At 49.4% G+C, this 20,608-nt stretch carries 17 protein-coding genes; all 17 read right to left on the bottom strand.

The features are described from left to right. Positions 1 to 24 precede the first annotated feature (24 nt). The 17 genes from minC to ACYQ2N_RS13590 all read right to left on the bottom strand — a co-directional run bounded on the left by minC (position 25) and on the right by ACYQ2N_RS13590 (position 20,512). Positions 25 to 672 (bottom strand): septum site-determining protein MinC, encoded by a 648-nt coding sequence (minC, locus tag ACYQ2N_RS13670; protein ID WP_459999802.1) that lies wholly within the window; start codon positions 670 to 672, stop codon positions 25 to 27. A 112-nt stretch (positions 673 to 784) separates the two neighbouring features. Continuing rightward, the gene (gene mrdA / locus ACYQ2N_RS13665) at positions 785 to 2,884 is read right to left on the bottom strand and encodes a penicillin-binding protein 2 (RefSeq protein WP_459999801.1); all 2,100 of its coding nucleotides are present in this window, start codon (positions 2,882 to 2,884) and stop codon (positions 785 to 787) included. Positions 2,885 to 2,910: 26 nt separating this feature from the next. Continuing rightward, complete coding sequence (mreD, locus tag ACYQ2N_RS13660; RefSeq protein ID WP_459999800.1) at positions 2,911 to 3,417, bottom strand: rod shape-determining protein MreD; 507 nt, start codon at positions 3,415 to 3,417, stop codon at positions 2,911 to 2,913. 5 nt (positions 3,418 to 3,422) lie between these two features. Beyond that, positions 3,423 to 4,283 (bottom strand): rod shape-determining protein MreC, encoded by an 861-nt coding sequence (gene mreC, locus ACYQ2N_RS13655; RefSeq protein ID WP_459999799.1) that lies wholly within the window; start codon positions 4,281 to 4,283, stop codon positions 3,423 to 3,425. Between the two features lie 55 nt (positions 4,284 to 4,338). Next, positions 4,339 to 5,355, bottom strand: coding sequence for a rod shape-determining protein (locus ACYQ2N_RS13650; RefSeq protein WP_459999798.1), 1,017 nt, complete (start codon positions 5,353 to 5,355; stop codon positions 4,339 to 4,341). A gap of 36 nt (positions 5,356 to 5,391) precedes the next feature. Beyond that, positions 5,392 to 6,072, bottom strand: coding sequence for a RadC family protein (gene radC, locus ACYQ2N_RS13645; RefSeq protein WP_459999797.1), 681 nt, complete (start codon positions 6,070 to 6,072; stop codon positions 5,392 to 5,394). 19 nt (positions 6,073 to 6,091) lie between these two features. Then, positions 6,092 to 6,679 (bottom strand): Maf family protein, encoded by a 588-nt coding sequence (locus tag ACYQ2N_RS13640; RefSeq protein WP_459999796.1) that lies wholly within the window; start codon positions 6,677 to 6,679, stop codon positions 6,092 to 6,094. 4 nt (positions 6,680 to 6,683) lie between these two features. Further along, positions 6,684 to 6,947 (bottom strand): DUF4321 domain-containing protein, encoded by a 264-nt coding sequence (locus ACYQ2N_RS13635; protein WP_459999795.1) that lies wholly within the window; start codon positions 6,945 to 6,947, stop codon positions 6,684 to 6,686. A gap of 113 nt (positions 6,948 to 7,060) precedes the next feature. After that, entirely contained in the window at positions 7,061 to 8,473 is a 1,413-nt protein-coding gene (gene aspA, locus ACYQ2N_RS13630; RefSeq protein WP_459999794.1) for an aspartate ammonia-lyase, read from the bottom strand. Positions 8,474 to 8,714: 241 nt separating this feature from the next. Beyond that, on the bottom strand, positions 8,715 to 10,280 hold the full coding sequence (gene cimA, locus ACYQ2N_RS13625) for a citramalate synthase (RefSeq protein WP_459999793.1): 1,566 nt from the start codon (positions 10,278 to 10,280) through the stop codon (positions 8,715 to 8,717). A gap of 314 nt (positions 10,281 to 10,594) precedes the next feature. After that, entirely contained in the window at positions 10,595 to 11,227 is a 633-nt protein-coding gene (locus ACYQ2N_RS13620) for a redox-sensing transcriptional repressor Rex (RefSeq protein ID WP_459999792.1), read from the bottom strand. A gap of 166 nt (positions 11,228 to 11,393) precedes the next feature. Continuing rightward, entirely contained in the window at positions 11,394 to 12,071 is a 678-nt protein-coding gene (locus tag ACYQ2N_RS13615) for an SPOR domain-containing protein (protein WP_459999791.1), read from the bottom strand. Positions 12,072 to 12,237: 166 nt separating this feature from the next. Then, a complete protein-coding gene (locus ACYQ2N_RS13610) occupies positions 12,238 to 13,248 on the bottom strand; it encodes an inorganic phosphate transporter (protein ID WP_459999790.1) in 1,011 nt (336 codons plus the stop codon). Then, positions 13,241 to 13,867 (bottom strand): DUF47 domain-containing protein, encoded by a 627-nt coding sequence (locus ACYQ2N_RS13605; protein ID WP_459999789.1) that lies wholly within the window; start codon positions 13,865 to 13,867, stop codon positions 13,241 to 13,243. Before ACYQ2N_RS13605 ends, ACYQ2N_RS13610 begins: the two co-directional genes overlap by 8 nt. A gap of 151 nt (positions 13,868 to 14,018) precedes the next feature. Further along, complete coding sequence (locus ACYQ2N_RS13600; RefSeq protein ID WP_460000544.1) at positions 14,019 to 15,356, bottom strand: bifunctional folylpolyglutamate synthase/dihydrofolate synthase; 1,338 nt, start codon at positions 15,354 to 15,356, stop codon at positions 14,019 to 14,021. Positions 15,357 to 15,624: 268 nt separating this feature from the next. Beyond that, positions 15,625 to 18,270 carry a valine--tRNA ligase gene (locus ACYQ2N_RS13595; protein ID WP_459999788.1) on the bottom strand — a complete coding sequence of 882 codons (2,646 nt, stop codon included), beginning with the start codon at positions 18,268 to 18,270 and terminating at the stop codon, positions 15,625 to 15,627. A gap of 529 nt (positions 18,271 to 18,799) precedes the next feature. Further along, positions 18,800 to 20,512, bottom strand: a complete 1,713-nt coding sequence (locus tag ACYQ2N_RS13590; protein ID WP_459997420.1) for an IS1634 family transposase — start codon at positions 20,510 to 20,512, stop codon at positions 18,800 to 18,802. Positions 20,513 to 20,608 lie beyond the last annotated feature (96 nt).

Genomic DNA, 20,608 nt, shown 5'->3' with positions numbered 1-20,608 from the left:
GCCTTTCAAACGTAATCGATTAGATTAAACCCCTTCTACGATTAGATGGTTGTCCTTAATCCGGGCAACTTCAGGCCCCTCCGATCCCGCTTCATCTTTCGGTGCCCGAGTGACCAAATCAGCTATTCTAAGCTGGGTCGGAGCCAAGTTATAAGCACTTACCATCGCTTTGCGGTCTCCAGTAGCACCGGCATGCGCGACTCCCCGCAAGGCTCCCATCACAATGATGTTGCCTGTGGCAATCACTTCCGCTCCAGGATTAACATCTCCCATGATGACCACATGTCCTTCGAATTGAATGCTTGTCCCTGAACGGAGCGTCCTTTTTACAAAAAGAGCCTTCCCCTCAGCCTGCCCCTCATCCTGAGCGCGCTGGTCATGCTCGAGGGCGACCACAGCCTGTCTTTCCGGGCCTTTACCGGGTACGCTAAGCCAGCCGCTCAATTCCAAGGCGTGCTTCTGTAAGAGGCTGGCCAGTCCTTCCTTCTCCTCAGAAGAGTACTCCCTGCCCCCCGCATAACAGCGCACTGCTGCTCCGCGCCAGAACTCGGCTGATTCTCCCAAATGTTGGTCAAGTTCGTCCATTAGTACATCAATAGCTGCACTTGGATCTAAATATAGTATAAGTCCGTCACGGGTTCCTTTAAGGGCTACATGTTCCGTCCGCGTCAAAAATCAAATCCTCCAGTGCTCTTCATAATTCCGAACGTCATAATAGATTCTACAAACTAAGGGAATTTCCCTTTTTACTTAAGAAAAAAACGAGGACCAATTTCCTCGTTTTTTAACCCCCATTCGTTGACTTCCAACCAAAATACTGCATGAAAGCCGCTTTCGCGACAAGACCTGCCGTACTACCACCGTGACCGCCATATTCCACCACTCCCGCAAAAGCAATCTGCGGATTATCATACGGGGCAAAAGCCACAAACATCCCGTTATAAAGGTTCTCTGCCACGGTATCCTTAGACCCGATCTGCGCCGTACCCGTCTTACCTCCGCCGGTGAACTCCGGCACTTCAAGAGACATAAAATTGGCAGTTCCGCCTCCACGCGTAACCTCACGCATCCCCGCTTTAACGATTTCCAGATTATCCGGGGAAACTGAGACCGTGTTCAAGATTTTAGGTTTATTTTCGAAAACCACTGAGCCGTTAACAGGATCAATAATCTTATCAACGATATACGGACTGAAATGCTTCCCGCCATTGACGAGCGTTGCCACATAATTGGCCAATTGCAAAGGAGTATAGGCATTATACCCCTGCCCGATAGAGTTATTGAAACTGTCATAGAGATGCCAATCTACCTTTTCCCGGATTACTTGTTTATACCAGGTTTCCACCTCTGTCTTTTTCCGGTCGCGCTCTTTTCCCAGCTTGCTCTTACTTTCATCATCCGGCGCTTGGGCTATGCGCACACTGTAGTCGCTGTCAATCGCCGCCAGCTTCTGCTCACGCAACTTGTCATAAGAAGGCTGGTAATTGGCTTTTTTCCACTCTTCAGAGGGAGCAATTCCCTTAGCTTCCCCGGGAAGATCCACCCCTGAGGTCACACCGAGGCCGAATTCATACGAGATCTGGCGCATCAGTTCCGGCTGAGCATCAAAGACCCGCCGTCCCATCACTTGAAAGTAAATGTTTGAGGATTTGGCTAAGGCCTGATACATATTAACATTGCCGAATTTCATGCCGCCCCATTCCCCAAACCCCTGGATCTGGGCATCTCTGCTGCCTAAAGAACTGATATCATCGTACACATACTCGTTAGGAGTTGTGACTTTTGACTGGAGGGCCGACATCGCAGTGATCATTTTATAGGTAGAACCTGGCGGATACAGCCCGGTCAGGGCGCGGTTAAACGAAGCTGCGTCTTTGCTGGTGAAATATTTGTCAGCCATATCATCGGAAATCGTTCCAATAAGGTCATTGGGGTCCATATAAGGCCGGGATGCCATTGCCAGGATCTTGCCGGTATTGACGTCAATCACCACTGCTGCCCCCGCCTGGGCATCCGGATGTTCCTTTTGCACCTGAGTCTTAATCACCTCATCCAAGGTATCCTCCACGACCTTCTGCAGATCAGCGTCAATCGTAAGTTGCACGGTCTTGCCGACTTCAGCCGGCTCAAGCACCTTTTTGGCAATGGGACGATTGTTGCTATCGACCTCAGCCACCTGAACCCCTTCACGGCCCCGCAGCCAATAGTCATACGTCTTTTCCACGCCCATCTTGCCGACTAAATCCCCCTGGCTGTACTTGAACCCGTCCTTTTGGGCCAGAGCGTTTTTATTAAACTGGGCGATCTCATCGTCACTGATTTCACGCACATACCCGAGAATCTGGCCGGCCATTGTCTTATCCGGATAGGAGCGCACAGGCAAAGCTGCCACACTTACGCCCGGCAGTTCTTCCTGATGTTCGGCAATCACAGCTCTTAACTTGTCACTCACATCGGTCAGAATTGTAACCGGACGATAGCGTTCCCACTGGTGGTTTTGAATCATAACCAGAATATCTTCTGTGATCGAATTCACAGACTGGTTCTGATTAGGCCATTCCTCTTTAATATATAGCGCCAGACTTTTAACAACATCTTTCCACTTCGAACCTTTGGCAGTTTGCAGTTCAAGCCAGTCCAGCGTCAAAGCCAGCTTAGGCACACTCGTAGCCAGAAGCTTGCCTTTGCTGTCCCTGATATCCCCGCGTGTAGCTGGCAAAGGCACAGTCTGGGTGTAATTCGTGCGCGCCATCTCACTATAATAGGAACCCTTAGCAATCTGCAACCGCCAAAGGTTAAAGCCCAGGATCAAAAAGACGAGAATAACTACGACCGTAAGTCCGCGCAGACGCAACCTAAAAAGTTTCCGTTCTTGCTCCTCCATCAATACAACTCCCTAATCTAAGACAGCTATTGCTCGTATTTCGGGCGGTAACGCAGCCACCCATACATAAAGGAACGGTGAATCCAGGGATAGGTCATAGGAACCAAAACCGCGTTATAAATCCCAATCCCCAGCACGAGGCGCAGAATGTCTTGTAAGGACCAAGCCAGACCGGCTGCAAGGGTCAAAAATCCGATCAAAAGCTGGCCCAGAGCGGTAGCCAAGAAAACAAGCAAGGTCATAAGTGGAAAATTGTCCCTGTACCAGCGCTGGGATAGCCAACCACTGAACAAAGCCACCACTGCCAAGGTCAGGGTATACATTCCTATATATCTTCCTAAATAAAGGTCTTGCACAAGTCCGGCACCGATGCCCCAGAACACCCCTGTAAGCAGACGGTGATGAAGGGCTAAGTAAATAACCAGGAGCATGATTAAATCCGGTTTAATCCCTGACCAGTCCCAGAAATAAAAGACTGTGCCGGGTAAGATAAGACTAAGCAGGAACAAGAGGGCAATGATCACATAGCGCATAATATTCACTTCCCTCCGGTCACAATATAAACCTCTTCCAGGGAATCAAAGTTAACTAACGGTTCAATGAAAGCACTCTTTAGAAGTCCGGTACGGTCCAACTGCACCTGTTTAATCTTACCAATGGGCATGTCTTTGGGATAAACCCCGCCCAGACCTGAAGATAAAACCAAATCTCCGACATTAACATTATCATCGCGACGCAGCATCATCTGCAAATTGCCGTCGGACGTGAGGCGGGAACCCCGCTTGTACGTTCCCTGCACAATCCCAAAAGTACCTTCCCCGGTGCTCCCGCGTACCACGGCGCTCACCTGGCCTTCCCCGTCGAGAATCAGAAGGACATCGGCTGTGGTCGGCGTTACCGAGACAACCTTGCCGACTAGGCCTAGTTGGGCTATTACGGGGTCGTTAGGTTTTGCCCCGTCATTGCTCCCCCTGTTTACGGTCAAGGTCTGATACCAGGAGGTCGGATTACGGTTGATAATACTTGCCCCTACTTTTTTATATTTGTCAAGAGTCGGACTACGGAACGTCCCTTCGTCCAAAGCCTGGAACCTGAGCCCGGCCAGGACCTCCTGTTTAAGTTTAAGATTGTCCCCTGTCAACTGATCCACTTTTGCACGCAGCGCCTTGTTTTCCTGCTCCACTGCACGAAAACTCCATAAGGCCCGTGTGTTGTCCCTGATTCCGCTCCCCACCCCGAGCAGGGTCTTTTCGATCGGGCTGAACACCCGCTGCAAGGCCCCGCCAATGGGATTGGGAAAATGGCTGCCCAAACCGGTTAAGCGAATGCTGATGAGAACACCTAACAAGAGAAAGAAAACGAGAACCGCGATTCCCGTTGCATTCACTCTTTTCCCCACAGACTTTCCTCCCCGCCCTGCTTAGTGGCCCCTGAAAAAAGTCCCTTGATTCAGCTTAGCTCTTTTGGAGAGCTGCCACTTTTCTAAGGATTTCTGAGTCCTCTAACACACGCCCGGTTCCGAGGGCCACACAAGAAAGCGGATCTTCAGCCAAATGCACCGGCATTCCGGTCTCATCAGCCAGGAGCTTGTCCAGATTACGCAGGAGCGATCCGCCCCCAGCCATGACAATTCCCCTGTCCATGATATCTGCGGCCAATTCGGGCGGAGTTTTTTCCAGACAGGATTTTACTGCCTCCACAATAGCCATCACTGGTTCCTGCAGCGCTTCTTCAATCTCTATCGCCGTAACTTCTACAGTCTTAGGCAGACCTGTCAATAAGTCCCGTCCGCGTACAGAGTAGCTAACTCCTTTTTCGGCCTGGTAAGCTGACCCGATCTCCGTCTTGATATCTTCAGCCGTGCGATAACCGACCATAAGGTTATACCGCCGTTTGATGTGAGCAACGATAGAATCGTCCATTTCATCCCCGGCTACACGAATTGAACGGCTGGTAACGATCCCGCCCAGGGAGATTACCGCGACTTCCGTGGTTCCACCCCCGATATCTACGATCATATTTCCAGTTGGCTCACTCACAGGTAGTCCGGCTCCGATAGCGGCAGCCATCGGCTCTTCCATGATGATGGGATCCTTGGCTCCGGCTGCCAGCGCAGCTTCCTTGACCGCCCTTTCTTCCACCGGAGTTACCCCGGAGGGCACGCAAATCACGACCCGCGGTCGCACAAAAGGAGATTCTGAACCCTGAGCCCGGGAAATAAAGTATTTAAGCATCTTTTGCGTTACATTAAAATCCGAAATCACTCCGTCCTTAAGCGGCCGGATCGCTACGATGTTGCTGGGAGTACGTCCGATCATCTCTTTGGCTTTATCTCCTACTGCCAGGGGAGTCTTCTTCTCGACATCAATGGCCACCACTGAGGGCTCCCTTACCACAATCCCTTTCCCCTTCATATATACGAGGGTGTTAGCTGTCCCTAAATCGATTCCTAAATCTCTCGTAAAGAACATAATTGTTATGGGCTCCTTTCTAAGTTCAAGTGCTTCTCATACTATTCCACGTTCTTTAAGGCTTATATACCGATTATCTCCGATAATTACATGATCCAATACTTCTATCCCCAGGATCTTGCCGCCGTCAGCAAGCCGCTTGGTCACTTCAATGTCTTCACGGCTGGGAGTGGGGTCCCCGCTCGGATGATTGTGCAGCAGGATAATCGCATTGGAATTGCGGCGAATCGCTTCCTTGAAGCACTCCCGCGGGTGCACCAGGGATGAATTTAAGGATCCCACCGAAATTGGCGAGATTCCGAGCACATGGTTCTTAGTATTAAGCGTCACAACCCGGAAATGCTCACGGTCGAAGTGCCTCATTTCCTCCATCACTAAGTGGGCAACATCCTGCGGCGAGTTAATCACCGGTCTGCTTGCAGGATCACTACTGACCAAGCGCCTTCCTAATTCCAAGGCGGCCTTGAGTCCGGAGGCCTTGGCCTTGCCTAAACCGTGCAGTTGAGCCAGTTCGTGCACTGTCAGCCTTGCGAGCCCGGATAAGCCCCCGGAGTCAGCAAGCAGGCGTTCAGCCAAATCGAGGACATTTTCCCCTTTTACCCCTGTGCGCAACAGGATTGCCAACACCTCCCTGTTCGAGAGTGCTTCCGGCCCTAGCGCATACAGCCGCTCACGCGGCAGGAGTTCCGCAGGCAGATCTTTAAGCCTGTAATTCATACATCACCTCGCGCAGGGCTCAAACTGTCTGATCAATCCCCCACGCCTTGAGCTTGTCCGAGAGGAGTTCCATCGGCAGTCCAATCACATTGCTAAGAGATCCGTGGTAAGACTCTACGAACTCACGGGCTCTCCCCTGAATTCCATAAGCCCCGGCTTTATCCAAAGGCTCCCCGCTTTCGACATAAACTCTGATCTCATCGTGGGAAAGCGGGCGAAAACGAACCTTAGTCTCAGCCACAGCTACAACTGTTTCTCCATCTCCCCGGGCTAAAGCGAGGCCGGTAAGGACTAAATGCTCTCGTCCACTTAAAGATTCAAGCATAAGCTCAGCCTCGTATGAGGTCTTAGGCTTGCCTAGAGCTTGTCTTTCCAGTACGACCATTGTATCTGCTCCTATGACCACATCTGCCTCGTTGCCACCGGATTCTTGCCAGAATTTGAGGCCGACCAAAGCTTTCCGCGCGGCCAAAATCCCCACACCTTCATACGGGTCGAATCCGGGAGGGAGCGTTTCGTCCACATTTACTTCAATGACTTCAGGCTTGTATCCCCACTCGCTTAGTAACATCGCCCTCCGGGGCGAAGATGAAGCGAGAACGAACATTCAGTCACCACTTCCTTGACAGGTAATACCCACCCAATGCCCCCAAGAGAGTAGCCGCAGTGATATTCAACCGAAAACCAAAGGAAAACGACATAAAGAAAAAATCTAAGTAAGTGTGCGAAGGGATGTCGATAACTGCAGGACGTAAAAACGGCGCAAAAATGCCGTATTTCTCCAGGCCAAAACCAAACAGCGTCCCGAGAGCTGCTCCTGTCAAAATAAGGAGAATCGTTCTGCCAGTTCCCGAGGAATTGCGTCCAACAGCCATTTTCCGACCCCCTTACCCATAGAAATGCAGCCAGGGCCGTACGCACCTGGCTGAACTAACATCAGTTTAACATCTTTAGACTTGAATCGCAAGTTTTAGACAGCTACCCGGGGCTATTTTTGCTCGTGCAAAAGCTTGGCTCCGGCAATCCCCGGCTCGGTCATTTCAAACGGATTAAGAATAACATCCAGCTCTACTTCAGAAAGCATCCCTTTTTCGAGCACAATCTCTCTTACCGGGCGACCGCTGTTGATCGCTTCTTTGGCGATTGCGGAAGCAACTTCATACCCAACGTGAGGATTGATAGCCGTAACTACCCCCACACTGTTTTCCACCAGTTCACGGCAGCGCTCCACATTCGCACTGATCCCGCTCACACACTTCTCCCGAAACACCCGGATGACACTACGCAAAATATCGAGGGATTGCAGGAGATTGAACACAATTACAGGTTCCATCACATTAAGTTCCAATTGCCCGGCACCGCAAGCTAAGGCAATCGTAAAATCATTTCCTTGAACCTGGAACGCAACTTGGTTTACAACTTCCGCGATCACAGGATTTACCTTGCCTGGCATGATCGATGAGCCGGGCTGAACAGGAGGGAGATTAATCTCTTTAAGCCCTGTGCGCGGTCCGGAGGCCATCAGCCTTAAGTCGTTGGCAATTTTACTTAAGTTTACGGCTAAGGTCTTCAACGCCCCGGAAACTTCAAGAAAAGCATCCGTATTCTGAGTGGCATCCACCAAGTCCTCAGCCCTGCTTAAGGGCAATCCGCTCCACTGCCTTAAAATTTCGGTCACACTCTCTATATACTCCGGATCAGCGTTAAGACCGGTACCAACAGCAGTTGCCCCCATGTTAATTACCTGCAGGGCTTGGATTGCCTGCTCAATTCTCTTAAGATCCCGGCTCAGCATCTTGGCATACGCAGAGAATTCCTGGCCCAAGCGAATTGGGACCGCATCCTGCAAATGCGTGCGCCCCATTTTGATCACACCGTCGAATTCCCGGGCTTTGTCTGCAAACTCTTGCCGTAGCTCTTCCAATGCTGTAAGCAACTCGTGGGCTACAGTCAAACACGCTATTCGAATCGCGGTCGGGAACACATCATTCGTACTTTGGGCCATATTCACATGCGAATTAGGATGAACCTTGGAGTATTCACCCTTGCAGCCGCCCAGAAGTTCAATTGCCCGATTGGCAATCACTTCGTTGGTATTCATATTCATGGATGTTCCGGCACCACCCTGGATCACATCGACTACGAACTGATCGTGCAATTTTCCGGCGACAATTTCCCGGGCAGCCAGGACGATTGCTTCCCCAATCTCTTTACTAAGTGCTCCGATGCGCGTATTGGCTTCGGCCGCGGCTCCTTTGACCAGTGCCAGAGTCTTGATTAGCTCATGATGCGGCCTATACCCTGTAATGGGGAAGTTTCCCTTAGCCCGTACGGTTTGAATTCCGTAATAAACATCATCCGGAACCTCATGAACCCCAAGCAAATCTTTTTCTAATCTCATCAAAATGCCCCTTCTCCCTCTGCAATACTGCTAATCCTATGGATTACCACGTCCACTTTAAGTGCTCTCAATTTAATACTTGTGGTGAAGGCTTCTTGTATACATGATACAATGTTCAATAACTAGTGCGCAACACTTCTTATCAAAGTTTTTGCAGGATTATACATTAATATTGCTCATATGAAAAAAAACAGAACCAGCCGTAAAGTACGGCTAGGCCTGCCTCTGTAATTTTTATAAGTTAATTCCCGTTGCCGATCGCCAGGTAGAGGGAATCGAGCAGAGCTTGGGCACTTGCGCGCAAGATATTGGAAGACACTCCGATTGTGCCCCAATCTGAATGCCCCAGGTGCGTTTGCACGATCACTCTGACCACCGCTTCCGTGCCACTGGCACCATCTAAAACCCGCACTTTATAGTCGACAAGCTCGCACGCCTCAATCACCGGGAAGAAACCGCGCAAAGCCTGGCGTAAAGCCTGGTCAAGGGCATGAACCGGTCCGTTTCCTTCAGCGGCAATATGCACAATATCCGAGCCTACCTGGACTTTGACCACAGCTACCGAGTCTAATTCCCCGCGCAACGGGTCACTCCAGACGTGGTACTCCAGGAGCTGAAAAGGAGGCTCAAACTTGTCAAGGACACGCATAAACAAGAGGTCAAGGCTGCCATCAGCCGTCTCAAACTGGAATCCCTGATTCTCCAGTTCCTTGATCTGAGTCATGGCCACTTCCACCCGCGGGTCCTCTTTGCGGATTTCCGGCTCAACGCGGCGCATTCTTTCCCAGATATTAGCCTTACCCGCTTGGTCAGATACCAGGATACGGCGCTCATTCCCCACCTGGCTCGGCTCAATATGCTCAAAAGTGCGCCTGTTTTTAAGAATAGCGTCCACATGCATTCCTGCTTTATGAGCAAAGGCGCTGCGCCCGACAAACGGCTGTTTTTCGTCAAACGGGTAATTAGCCAGGTCTGCCACATACCGGGACAGGTGGGTAATCTGAGGGAGCACTGACTCATCCACGACCTCATACCCCTTTTTAAGCTGGAGCAGAGGGACAAGTACACTTAAGTTAGCATTACCGCACCTCTCTCCGAACCCGTTCCAGCACCCTTGCACCTGCGTAACTCCTGCTTCAACAGCAGCAATACTGTTGGCCACGGCCAGGCCGCCGTCATTGTGGACATGAATACCAAGTTCCGGCACGGGCAGGACTTTGGCAGCACTGACCGCCCCCTTTATTTCCTCGGGCAAAGCACCGCCATTGGTATCACAGAGAATAATGACGGAAGCTCCTCCTGCAATAGCGGCTTCTACACATTTTAAGGCATATCCTTGATTCTCTTTGAACCCGTCGAAGTAATGTTCTGCATCAAAAAACACGTCGCGCCCGGCTGCTTTTAAAAAAGCGATCGACTCTTTAATAATCCGCAGGTTGTCTACAAGAGAGCCGCGCAGAACATCGCGAACATGCAGATCCCACGCCTTGCCAAAGATCGTGATCGTGGAGGCTCCGGAAGCCAAAAGCTTAGCCAAGATATCACTCTCCTCAGGCGCTTCCATAACACGACAGGTACTGCCAAAAGCCGCGATCTTAGTCTGGGAAAAAGACATCTTGCTCACTTCTTGAAAGAACTCTTCATCGCGGGGATTAGCACCGGGCCACCCGGCTTCTAAGTAGGGAATACCCACTTCAGCCATTTTCTGCACATAGAGCAGTTTGTCCTTAACTGAGAAATGCACTCCTTCTCCTTGGGCTCCATCTCTTAAAGTTGTGTCATATACTACAACTTTTGTCCGCGTCATTTTCTCTCTTCCCCTCTTCTGCAAGCCTAAATCGCACGCTATTTCCAAGCGGATCTTTTTTTACCATAGGCATAAGAGCTTGCCCGGCTGAACCTCGGACAGCTCTATACGTACTTATCAAGGTACACCTATTAAAAATGTAGTTAAAAAGCCCCTGGCCGTTCTTTTGAACTTCCACGGGCTCAATTAAGCTTATTCTAATACAGCTTAATGTTATATACAACAGTTTTGGCTCAAGAAAAATACTGGAAAATTCAGAGCTGCCCTGAACTAATCCGCCTTTTAGCATTTCTAAAAGGCTTTGCAGAAGCCTTTTAGAAACGCTGAGCCCCGATGTTGAAAGTTAGAACCTCAAGGTTAACTGCCAAATCCACATTCCTTAGTTCAATTTCAGCAGGTACGTTTAAAACCACCGGAGCAAAATTCAAGATTGCCTGAACCCCTGCTTTAACCATCATGTCCGCGATATCTTGGGCGGCGGCGGAGGGTACAGTAATAATACCGATCTGCGTCCGGTTCTGCTTTACCACCTCAACCAAGCGCTCTAACGGCATTACATCAACTCCGTTGATTTTGGTTGCGATTTTTCCCGGATCAGTGTCAAAAATACTTGTGATAATAAATCCCCGTTCGCGGAATCCTTTATATGTGCTCAAAGCTAAGCCCAGATTGCCAAGCCCGACCAGAGTAACGCTCCAGTCAACACTCAATCCTAAAATTTTCAGGATATGCCTGCGGAGATCTTTGACATTGTAGCCAACACCCCTGGTGCCGAACTCTCCAAAGTAAGCAAGATCTTTTCGCACCTGGGCAGGGCTGACGCCGACTCCCTCTGCTATCTCTCCGGAAGAGATCGTGACAATTCCCTTACGGTCAACTTCTGTTAGGTAGCGCGAATATACAGACAGGCGGATGATCGTTGCCTCAGGTATCTTCAGCGTCTTCAACAAGATCCCCCATTTCTCACCGATAATAGTCAAGTTTTTTATTGTTCATTATATCACTATCTATCGAAAACGCAATCTATTTTGCCATTTTTAGGAGATAAATTTTGGAACTAAGTTTCTCACGAGCCCTCAGGCGGAAATTTGCCCGGTTTTAATCTTTGAGCAATTATTTACGGCGTTCGCTCATATTATTAAGCAAATTCTCATATTGCACAAAGACAGGTAACAGCTCCTGCTGAGGCCCATTAGTGCCCGTTGATGCCTGCGCCTCTAAGATTGCCTGCTGCAACGTTTGAAACTCTTTTATAGTATTACCGAAAATCCCCTGTTCTATAGCTTGAATATTTTTTTCCCAGGAACCCTGGGCATACCCTGAACGCAAAAGGGCATTGACTCCGGTAAGGACTACAGCCGTTTCCTGAGCCCCCTTGCCACTGATGCGAAAAGAACGTTCCGGTACCACAACCTGCTTCATCACAGTTTCTGTACCTAATCGACTCAGCTCACGGCGTAAACCCTGCAACTCCTCCGGCTTTAAAGAAAACCCGATCCCGACACTCCAAGGGTTAGCTGATACAACCTCTGCTTTCCACCCCTGCTGGGCCAGGGCTTGCACCTGACGACGAGCATTTTCCTCCTGCTGGAACACCCCTGTCTGACAGGTCCAAAAACTGATTTCCGGTAAAGACAAAACCCCTGCTTCACTCCTTGTTTGTGCGGATACAGGAGTAGAACGGGCCACGAGTTTGACATAAAGCACTCCCATTTCCCACACAGCCAGACCCAGGACAATCAAGAGCAAACCTCCGAGGAAGAGCGTTGCTAAGCGCGGTGCCCGTCTCACTTTCCCATTCCCCTTTCCTTCCACTAGGACAACCTTTACTGAAAAATATGTGACCGGGCAATAATTTAGACCACTTTGGCCCAGGGCATATAAAAAATGCTTGGATGATAGCCTTATAAGGCTATCATCCAAGCAAAACGGTCTGCACTCACCATACCTATGTGAACTAAAACACAGCCGAAATCACAAAGTAAAACAGGGCTGCCATGAGTCCCGTGCTCGGAATTGTCACCAGCCAGGCCATGAGCATTTGCTGCGCCACGCCCCAGCGCACGGCTGAGACCCTTTTAGCGCTGCCCACTCCCATGATTGAGCCAGATACAACATGCGTGGTTGACACCGGGAGATGTAATCCCGGGAACACGGTCGCACCCCAAATCACGATCGACGAGCTTAAATCGGCGGCAAACCCATTAATCGGCTCAAGCTTGAAAATCTTTCCGCCCATCGTACGGATTATTTTCCAGCCCCCAACAGCAGTGCCGGCAGCCATGGCTACAGCACATGCCAGTTTTACCCACAGAGGAGGTGCCAGCACGGTCGGAGCCTGGACTCCGGCGGCAATTAGAGCCATCGTGATTATGCCCATGGACTTCTGAGCATCATTAGAACCGTGATTAAAAGCAAGCAAGGCTGCCGACAACACCTGGAGTTTGCGAAAGCCGCGATTGACCCGGGACGGAGACACGTGCTGCACCGCCAGCTGCAAGCCTTTCATAATTACAAAACCAAGGATGATTCCTGTAATCGGGGAGAAAACCAAGGCGGAAATAATTTTGGCTAACCCCTGCCAATGCAGAACCCCAAACCCTGCTTTAGCAGCGGCAGACCCGGCTAAACCGCCGATGATAGCGTGGGAAGAACTGCTGGGAATCCCGAAGTACCAGGTGATCAGGTTCCAGGTGATAGCCGCAAACAAACCGGCCACTACCACTTCCTGAGTGGCTATTGTTGGGGATACGATATCTTTGGCAATAGTCTGGGCAACCCCTGTACTGTATAAAGCCCCTACCAAGTTTAGGACAGCAGCGAGCAAAACCGCGCGTCTAGGCGTGAGCGCACGCGTGGAAACACTGGTGGCAATGGCATTGGCAGTATCATGAAAGCCGTTGATATAGTCAAACGCCAGTGCACTTAACACTACTACTCCCAGGATAACCAGACCACTGTCAATCATATTTCAGTACCACGCCTTTAAGGAGATCGGCAACTAACTCACAATGGTCCAGAATAGTCTCGATATGTTCGAGAATGTCTTTCCACTTAATGATCTCAATCGGATCTTTTTCATACTCAAAGAGCCTGGCCATTTCCAGACGATAGAGCTTGTCCCCGGCGCTTTCCAAATTGTAAATCTCTTCTGTGGCAGCCAGAATATCAGCTTTTTTGGCATGGATGCTGTTAAGGGCACTGAAGGCGAGAGTTATTTGCTCAGTAGCAGCAACAGCTAAGTGGACCAATTCTTGAGTGGCTGGAGATGGTTTGCCTGTGCGGTAAAGCATCATCCTCTCCACCGTGCCCTGGGTAAAGTCCACGACATCATCCAGGCTTTGGGCCAAAGTATAAATGTCCTCTCTGTCCAAAGGGGTGATAAAAGTTGAATTCAAGCGGTCGATGATCTGGGTAGTGATTCCGTCAGCCTCGTGTTCAAGGCGATGGACTTCCTCAGCTTCCTGAGCCGAAACGCCGCTTTGATCCATGAGGGATTCCAGCTTTTTTAGGGTTGAGCATACGACTTCTGTGCTTTGGCGAAACAGCTGATAGAATTTATCTTCCTTGCCTCCCAATCCAAACATAAAAAACCTCCACCCGTTTACTGTAAATACTGATCCAGACAGTATTTTATCAGAAAGCAGCGCAGGCAGTGTTAAAAACATGTTAATTTTTTAACATAGTTTTAACTGTTTTGTATTAATAATTTCAATCCATCTTTTTTTCATCTAAGTTCTATAGGTATTTGCGTTTTAACTCCTCCAGCAAGGATGCACGTGCGTCAGCAAGCATATAGAGAGAACCGGTGACACACAGCATATCCCCCGGCCCCAGTCGTGCCAGGCCCACAAGCACTGCTTCCCGGGGATTTTCGATGCACTCGACCGGACACCCGTGGTTGCGCGCGATCAGAGCCAAGGCTTCCCAGTCACCGGCCCGGGGGGAATCAGGCTTGGTGATGATCACTTCATCTGCCAGGGGCGCCAGCATGTCCACTACCTTTTCTCTCTCTTTGTCCGCCAACATGCCAAGACAGAGAATGAGGCGGGTGCGCTTGTACAGAGGCAGGGCTTCTGCCAGGACTGTGGCTCCATCAACATTGTGCGCGCCATCCAGCAGTACCTTAGGCTTGAGCGAGATTAATTCCAGACGTCCCGGCCACTCGACTTTACGCAAAGCTGCATAGATCGCTTCCCTGGTAATCCCAGCACCGTATTCTGAGTTTAAGACCTCACACACCGTGACCGCAGTCGCTGCGTTTTGAAGCTGATGGCGACCGATTAGGCCTAGCCTAAGTTTGGGATAGGTAGCATGGAGAGCGTAAAGGTCAAACTCCTGTTCCAGTTCCCCGCTCCAGCGGCTTTCCCAGCGCACATCCTCCCCAACCTGCCAGAGATGCACACCCGCTTCCCGGGCCTGTGCGCGCAGTACTTCTAAAACCTCAGGACGGTCGGAAGCAGTCACCGCCACGGAATTAGGTTTAATTATTCCGGCCTTGATCTTGGCAATATCCGTAAGCGTAGGTCCCAGATAATCCATGTGGTCCATCCCGACATTGGTAATGACAGAGACAAGGGGAGAGACCACATTGGTGGAGTCAATCTCCCCGCCCAGGCCTACCTCGATCACGGCAAAATCTACTCTTTCTTCAGCGAAATAGAGCAGGGCCATCGCCGTGCTGACCTCAAATTCCGTGGGGTGCTCGACTCCGCTAGCCACTAGCTCTTCTAAATGGGGACGTAACCGTTCAACTAAGGCAGAAATTCTCTCTTGCGCAATCATCTGACCGTTAATCACCATGCGCTCGCGATAATCGTGAAGATGGGGGGAAGTAAACACTCCGGCCCTATAGCCTGACTCCCTCAGAATCTCGGCAATCATGGCTGTGGTCGAGCCTTTACCATTGGTCCCGCCCACATGAATGACCCGTAAGTCTCGTTCCGGATTCCCTAAACGCTTAAGCAACTCTTTTATTCTGCCTAAACCGAAGTTCATGCCGAATTTCGTAAGGCTTACCAAATACTCCAAGGCTGCCCGGTATTTTTCCTCGATCTGTCTCTCCCGCTCGTCCATCTTCAAAACCCTTCTCCTTGCTAAAATATTAGTTACTATTCAGGTATTCAGAATTCAGTAGTCAGAATTCAGAATGCTTCAAGAATATGCTCACTCATTCTGTCTCCTGCTCCGTTCGGCCGGAAGAATTTCTCTTGGGTTTGGCCGAACGGCGTAAGTCATCCTCAGACGCAAAGCTTGCTCTCAAGTTTCGCCTTCGGCGAGAATCTCCACCGGAGATTCTCGTCACCGGAGACTTACGTTCCTGTCTCCTGAGTACTCACACATATTACTTATTTAGTTCTGCAAGCCGCTTTTCTAAAGAAGCTTTACGCTGAGCCACATTTTCCAGCTTCGCGCGCTCTTTGTCTACCACCTCGGCCGGGGCTTTGCTCACGAAGCCAGGGTTGTTAAGCTTATCCTCAAGGCGCTCCTTCTCTTTGAGAGCTTGAGCTATTTCCTTTTCGAGGCGGGCTGTTTCTTTCTCCAAGTCCAAAAGCCCTCTTAACGGCACGAAAATCTCCACTCCCGGGAGTACGGCACTCCCCGCTTGCGCGGGCTTTTGTTCAAGGCTGGCCACAACCTCTATTTTAGATCCGCCTGCCAAATGCCTGATCATATCTGCTCCTGCGCGCACAACCTCCGGCTCAGCCTGAGTCACCACGATGATCTCCGCTTTTTTCCCGGGTGCTACGTTCATCTCCGCCCGGATGTTGCGCACTGCTTTAATAATCTCCATATTAAGAACCATCTCTTTTTCCGCCGTTGCATCCCAGTAGTTTCTAACCTCAGGCCACTGTTGCAGCATAATACTTTCCCCGTTGTGAGGAAGATGCTGCCAGATCTCTTCCGTGAGGAAAGGCATAAACGGATGGAGCAGACGCATCGTCCCTTCGAGGACTTCGAAGAGCACGGACTGGGCTATGTGTCTGGGCGATGTGTCGGTACGGTCATACAAGCGAATTTTACTTGCTTCAATATACCAGTCACAGAACTCGCTCCAGATAAATTCATAGAGCAAGCGGGCTGCCTCCCCCAGATCATAACGTTCCAAAGCTTTGCTGACATCCTCGGCTGTCGCCTGATAGCGCGACAGAATCCAGCGGTCAGCCAGGGTGAGTTCCCCGCGCGGTCCTTCCTCATAATCTTCTAAGTTCATGAGCACAAAGCGGGACGCATTCCAAATCTTATTGGCGAAATTACGGGTGGCTTCAAGCCTTTCCGGATGGAAGCGCAGGTCATTGCCCGGGGTATTTCCGGTAACCAGCATGAATCTGAGGGTGTCTGCCCCGTATTTTTCAATGACTTCAATCGGGTCCACTCCATTGCCCAGAGACTTGCTCATCTTGCGGCCTTGGGCATCGAGCACCAGCCCGTGGATCATCACTTGCCTGAAAGGAACTTCGTGCTGGAATTCCAAGGCCGTAAAAATCATACGCGCCACCCAGAAAAAGATAATATCCCGACCGGTCACGAGCACAGACGTCGGATAAAAATGCTTCAGTTCAGGAGTTGACTGAGGCCAGCCCAAGGTCGAAAACGGCCACAAAGCAGAGGAAAACCAGGTGTCAAGCACATCCGGATCCTGCTCCAGCTTGTGCGACCCGCAAGTGGGACAAGTGACAGGATCATCTTTGGCACAGATTTCCGCTCCGCATTCCTCACAGTACCAGACCGGAATCCTATGCCCCCACCAAAGCTGGCGGGAGATACACCAATCACGGATATTTTCCAGCCACCCCAGATAAATCTTGGCAAACCGTTCGGGAACAAACTCAAGGCTGCCGTCCCGCACCACTTCCATGGCCGGCTTAGCCAAAGGCTCCATCTTCACAAACCATTGCTTGCTCACCATAGGCTCAATCACTGTAGAACAGCGGTAACATTCCCCAACGGCATGATCGTGCTTTTCCACCTTGACCAAAGCCCCTTCGGCTTCCAGGTCGGCCAAAATCCGGGTGCGGGCTTCATACCGGTCAAGACCCTGGTACTTGCCGGCATTCTCATTCATGCGCGCTTCTTTGTCCAACACTTTTACTTCCGGCAAATTATGACGTAGCCCAATCTCAAAGTCGTTAGGGTCATGGGCCGGGGTAATTTTCACCGCCCCTGTACCAAACTCCCTGTCCACATATTCGTCCGCGATCACGGGAATCTCCCGCTGAACCAGGGGAAGAATAACTGTTTTCCCGATCAAGTGCTGATAGCGCTCGTCCTCGGGATGCACCGCCACCGCCGTATCCCCAAGCATGGTTTCCGGGCGGGTGGTCGCTACCACCAAGGCCTCGTCACTGTCTTTAACCGGATAACGCAAGTGTGAAAGCTGCCCTTCCCGGTCAACATGCTCGACTTCAATATCCGAAATCGTGGTGTGGCACCGTGGGCACCAGTTAACAATATAATTGCCCCGGTAAATAAGACCTTTGTGATAGAGATCGACAAAAACCTCCCGCACGGCCTGTGAGCACCCTTCATCCATGGTAAAGCGCTCCCGCGACCAGTCACAGGAAGCCCCAAGACGGCGCAGTTGCTGCGTTATCCTGCCTCCGTACTGCTCTTTCCAGGCCCATACCCGCTCCAGAAACTTTTCCCGTCCCAGAGCATGACGGCTTAATCCTTCTTTAACCAGCTGTTCTTCCACTTTAGCCTGAGTGGCAATCCCGGCGTGATCCGTGCCCGGCAGCCATAAAGTACTGTATCCCTGCATCCGCCGAAAGCGGGTTAAGATATCTTGAATCGTGCTGTCCATCGCGTGTCCCAGGTGCAAAGAACCGGTAACATTGGGCGGGGGCATCACAATGCTGAAAGGTTTCTTGTCCTCTTCAACTTCCGCCCGGAAAAAACCGCTTTCTTCCCAGAAACGGTACCATTTCCCTTCCACTGAGCCGGGATCATACACTGAAGCTAACTCTGGCGAATTCTTTGCATCTGACATTATTTCCGAACTCCTTTCAACCACCTAAATCTTGTTCACAAGTTCTAAGCGTTTATTTTTTGAAGATCGATCCCTAATTTGACACACATCAAAAGGAGCTCCTCCCCTCCAAAAGGGCGAAAAGCTCCGCGGTACCACCTTTTTTACCAAGAGAGAAACCCTCCTGGCACTCTTACGCGTTAACGGGCTGCCCGTCAGAGAGTACTCCATTCCCCTCTGCCCCTCCTGTGCGACCCTGGCGCCGACTGTGAACAACCTTCCAGCTATATGGTCCTTCTCTCTGCAACAGCCTTTGTGCGCTATTCCTCACGCTCATCAGGTTTACTTGCTTAAATTCTTTGCCTAAATACACTAACATTATACTCAGGGTCTAATTCATTGTCAAAATCTACGTCATTACCCCTCCTCAAATGGACATAGTTATGGTAAAATCTCATCTTTGACAGTTAAAGATTACAAAAAGCTTGGAAACGTTGTACCCACGGCACTTCCAAGCTTTTTTGCGATTTAAAAAAGTGAGTAATATTTTCTATCCTTTTGTCGCACGAAAAATATTTTTCATCTGTTTATTTTTTATTATCTCGTAGTCAGTTCTGAAGCCAAAAGTTCCATGTAAGGCATCGGTAAAATCGGTTCTCGTATAAACGGGTATATATCCCTCATCCTTGACCTTGTAGAAATTCATGTCCCTTAGCCCGTTAATGATCTCACTGCAGGTAAATTTACTATTCAGTTTCTTTTCCAGTAATCGGTAGATAATAAGCGAAATGAAGCAGGTAGTAAAATGGGCCTTAATTCTATCTTCGCGACTCAAATATACGGGTCGCGCTCTGAATTCGCTTTTCATAATCCGGAAGCATTCTTCAATCTCCCAGCGCTGTTGATTAATCCGGATAATCTCCTGCGCACAGCCTTCAAGGTTCGTGCAAACGGCATAAAATCCATCATAGACCTCTTCGGCAGAAATAGATTCGGTGTTTAGTGCATAAATTTCATTGCTTGCTACTTCGCCGTCAGATGTGCAACTGGTTTTCTTGATGAAGCGTTTATAGTCATTCTGATTATTCTTTGAGATTTTGGTGGGATTAGTATCGATTACCTTTTGAGCGCGTTCGATTTGCGAGTTGCGAATTTGACGTTGGTAATTTTTGTACTTAACGGAATAAGTGACAATGAGCTTTTGTTCCAGATCACCTTCTTTAATCCAGCGTTCTTTGTAAAAGTATTTGTCCCAGCAGCTTTCTTCATCAAGTTTAGTGATATCGTAAGTTTTATCATGATCCGTAAGATGCCAACCCTCTGGATCGAGTGCCCATTCCCTTAAATGTTTTTTCAGTTTTTTAATCGATTGGGTTGTGATAAATGCTCGCTGGCCCTCGTCGTTAAATTTTCTATTCCTCACGGAAGCCAGGCCGGCGTCCGTGCAAACAACAAATTTAGAAAGTTTAAAATCGGTAAGAATTTTTTCTTCCAGAGGTTTAAGTGTTACTTGCTCATTAGTATTGCCACTATTTAAGCTAAAAGCAAGGGGAATGCCGTCCCCATCCATGAACAGACCCATTTGAATGATGGGGTTAGGCCGGTGTTCTTTTGAGGCACCATACTGTTTAAGGCCGTCCTCCTGTTCGATCTCAAAGAAATAATTAGTGCAGTCATAATAGAGGATGCTTGTATTTCTTTTAGAGATCCTAAGACTGTTGTGGTAAAGAGAAGACTGTATAAAATCCATTTCCTTAGAAATGACCTCAAGCGCCCTATAAACATGCTGTAGTTCAAAACCGGGTTGCTCAATGAACCTTGAGGAATGCAGATATGTAGAGAGCTTGGAGGAAGGGAAAAGGATCCGTCCGTATAGGAGCCGTGACAAAATAGCATTCAGATCAAAGGAAAACTTATGTCTTTTTGATATCTCAGCAGAAACCTTATGGAGATTAAGTTCATGATAGACCTGCTGCAGAAAAAGATAACCGCCGTTAAACAGGTGCTGATGGTCTTTAGAAATTACTTTAGAAGGTGAATATTTGACTATGATTTCACGCGACTGCTCTTTTTCTTTTTTATTAAGCTCCTCGATGTATGACTTGGCCCATTCAATGGGGTCATGCCCATTTAGTTTCTTTTGTAACTCGGCAATCGTACCTAACTTCTCAACAACTTTAGTAGAACGCCTACCGTTCTCATAAACAGATTGTATGACATAAAGCGAGATGGCATTTTTGGACTTTGATACGCTCAGCCTCATGATAAGGGATCCCTCCAATCCCTTACATTATACCACATTACGCAACATTACGCACTACTATCCAGGACAAATTTGACAGATTATCAATAAAAAAAG

The organism is Paradesulfitobacterium aromaticivorans (assembly GCF_054657415.1).
This window is presented reverse-complemented; position numbering and strand designations above follow the sequence as displayed.

Excerpts from the sequence above, each read along its gene's own strand:
- mreD (WP_459999800.1), bottom strand. The coding sequence starts at position 3,417 with ATGCGCTATGTGATCATTGCCCTCTTGTTCCTGCTTAGTCTTATCTTA.
- ACYQ2N_RS13600 (WP_460000544.1), bottom strand. The coding sequence starts at position 15,356 with ATGGACGAGCGGGAGAGACAGATCGAGGAAAAATACCGGGCAGCCTTG.
- aspA (WP_459999794.1), bottom strand. The coding sequence starts at position 8,473 with ATGAGATTAGAAAAAGATTTGCTTGGGGTTCATGAGGTTCCGGATGAT.
- ACYQ2N_RS13640 (WP_459999796.1), bottom strand. The coding sequence starts at position 6,679 with ATGTTCGTTCTCGCTTCATCTTCGCCCCGGAGGGCGATGTTACTAAGC.
- ACYQ2N_RS13590 (WP_459997420.1), bottom strand. The coding sequence starts at position 20,512 with ATGAGGCTGAGCGTATCAAAGTCCAAAAATGCCATCTCGCTTTATGTC.
- ACYQ2N_RS13595 (WP_459999788.1), bottom strand. The coding sequence starts at position 18,270 with ATGTCAGATGCAAAGAATTCGCCAGAGTTAGCTTCAGTGTATGATCCC.
- ACYQ2N_RS13650 (WP_459999798.1), bottom strand. The coding sequence starts at position 5,355 with ATGTTCTTTACGAGAGATTTAGGAATCGATTTAGGGACAGCTAACACC.
- cimA (WP_459999793.1), bottom strand. The coding sequence starts at position 10,280 with ATGACGCGGACAAAAGTTGTAGTATATGACACAACTTTAAGAGATGGA.
- ACYQ2N_RS13610 (WP_459999790.1), bottom strand. The coding sequence starts at position 13,248 with ATGATTGACAGTGGTCTGGTTATCCTGGGAGTAGTAGTGTTAAGTGCA.
- radC (WP_459999797.1), bottom strand. The coding sequence starts at position 6,072 with ATGAATTACAGGCTTAAAGATCTGCCTGCGGAACTCCTGCCGCGTGAG.
- ACYQ2N_RS13605 (WP_459999789.1), bottom strand. The coding sequence starts at position 13,867 with ATGTTTGGATTGGGAGGCAAGGAAGATAAATTCTATCAGCTGTTTCGC.
- ACYQ2N_RS13635 (WP_459999795.1), bottom strand. The coding sequence starts at position 6,947 with ATGGCTGTTGGACGCAATTCCTCGGGAACTGGCAGAACGATTCTCCTT.
- mrdA (WP_459999801.1), bottom strand. The coding sequence starts at position 2,884 with ATGGAGGAGCAAGAACGGAAACTTTTTAGGTTGCGTCTGCGCGGACTT.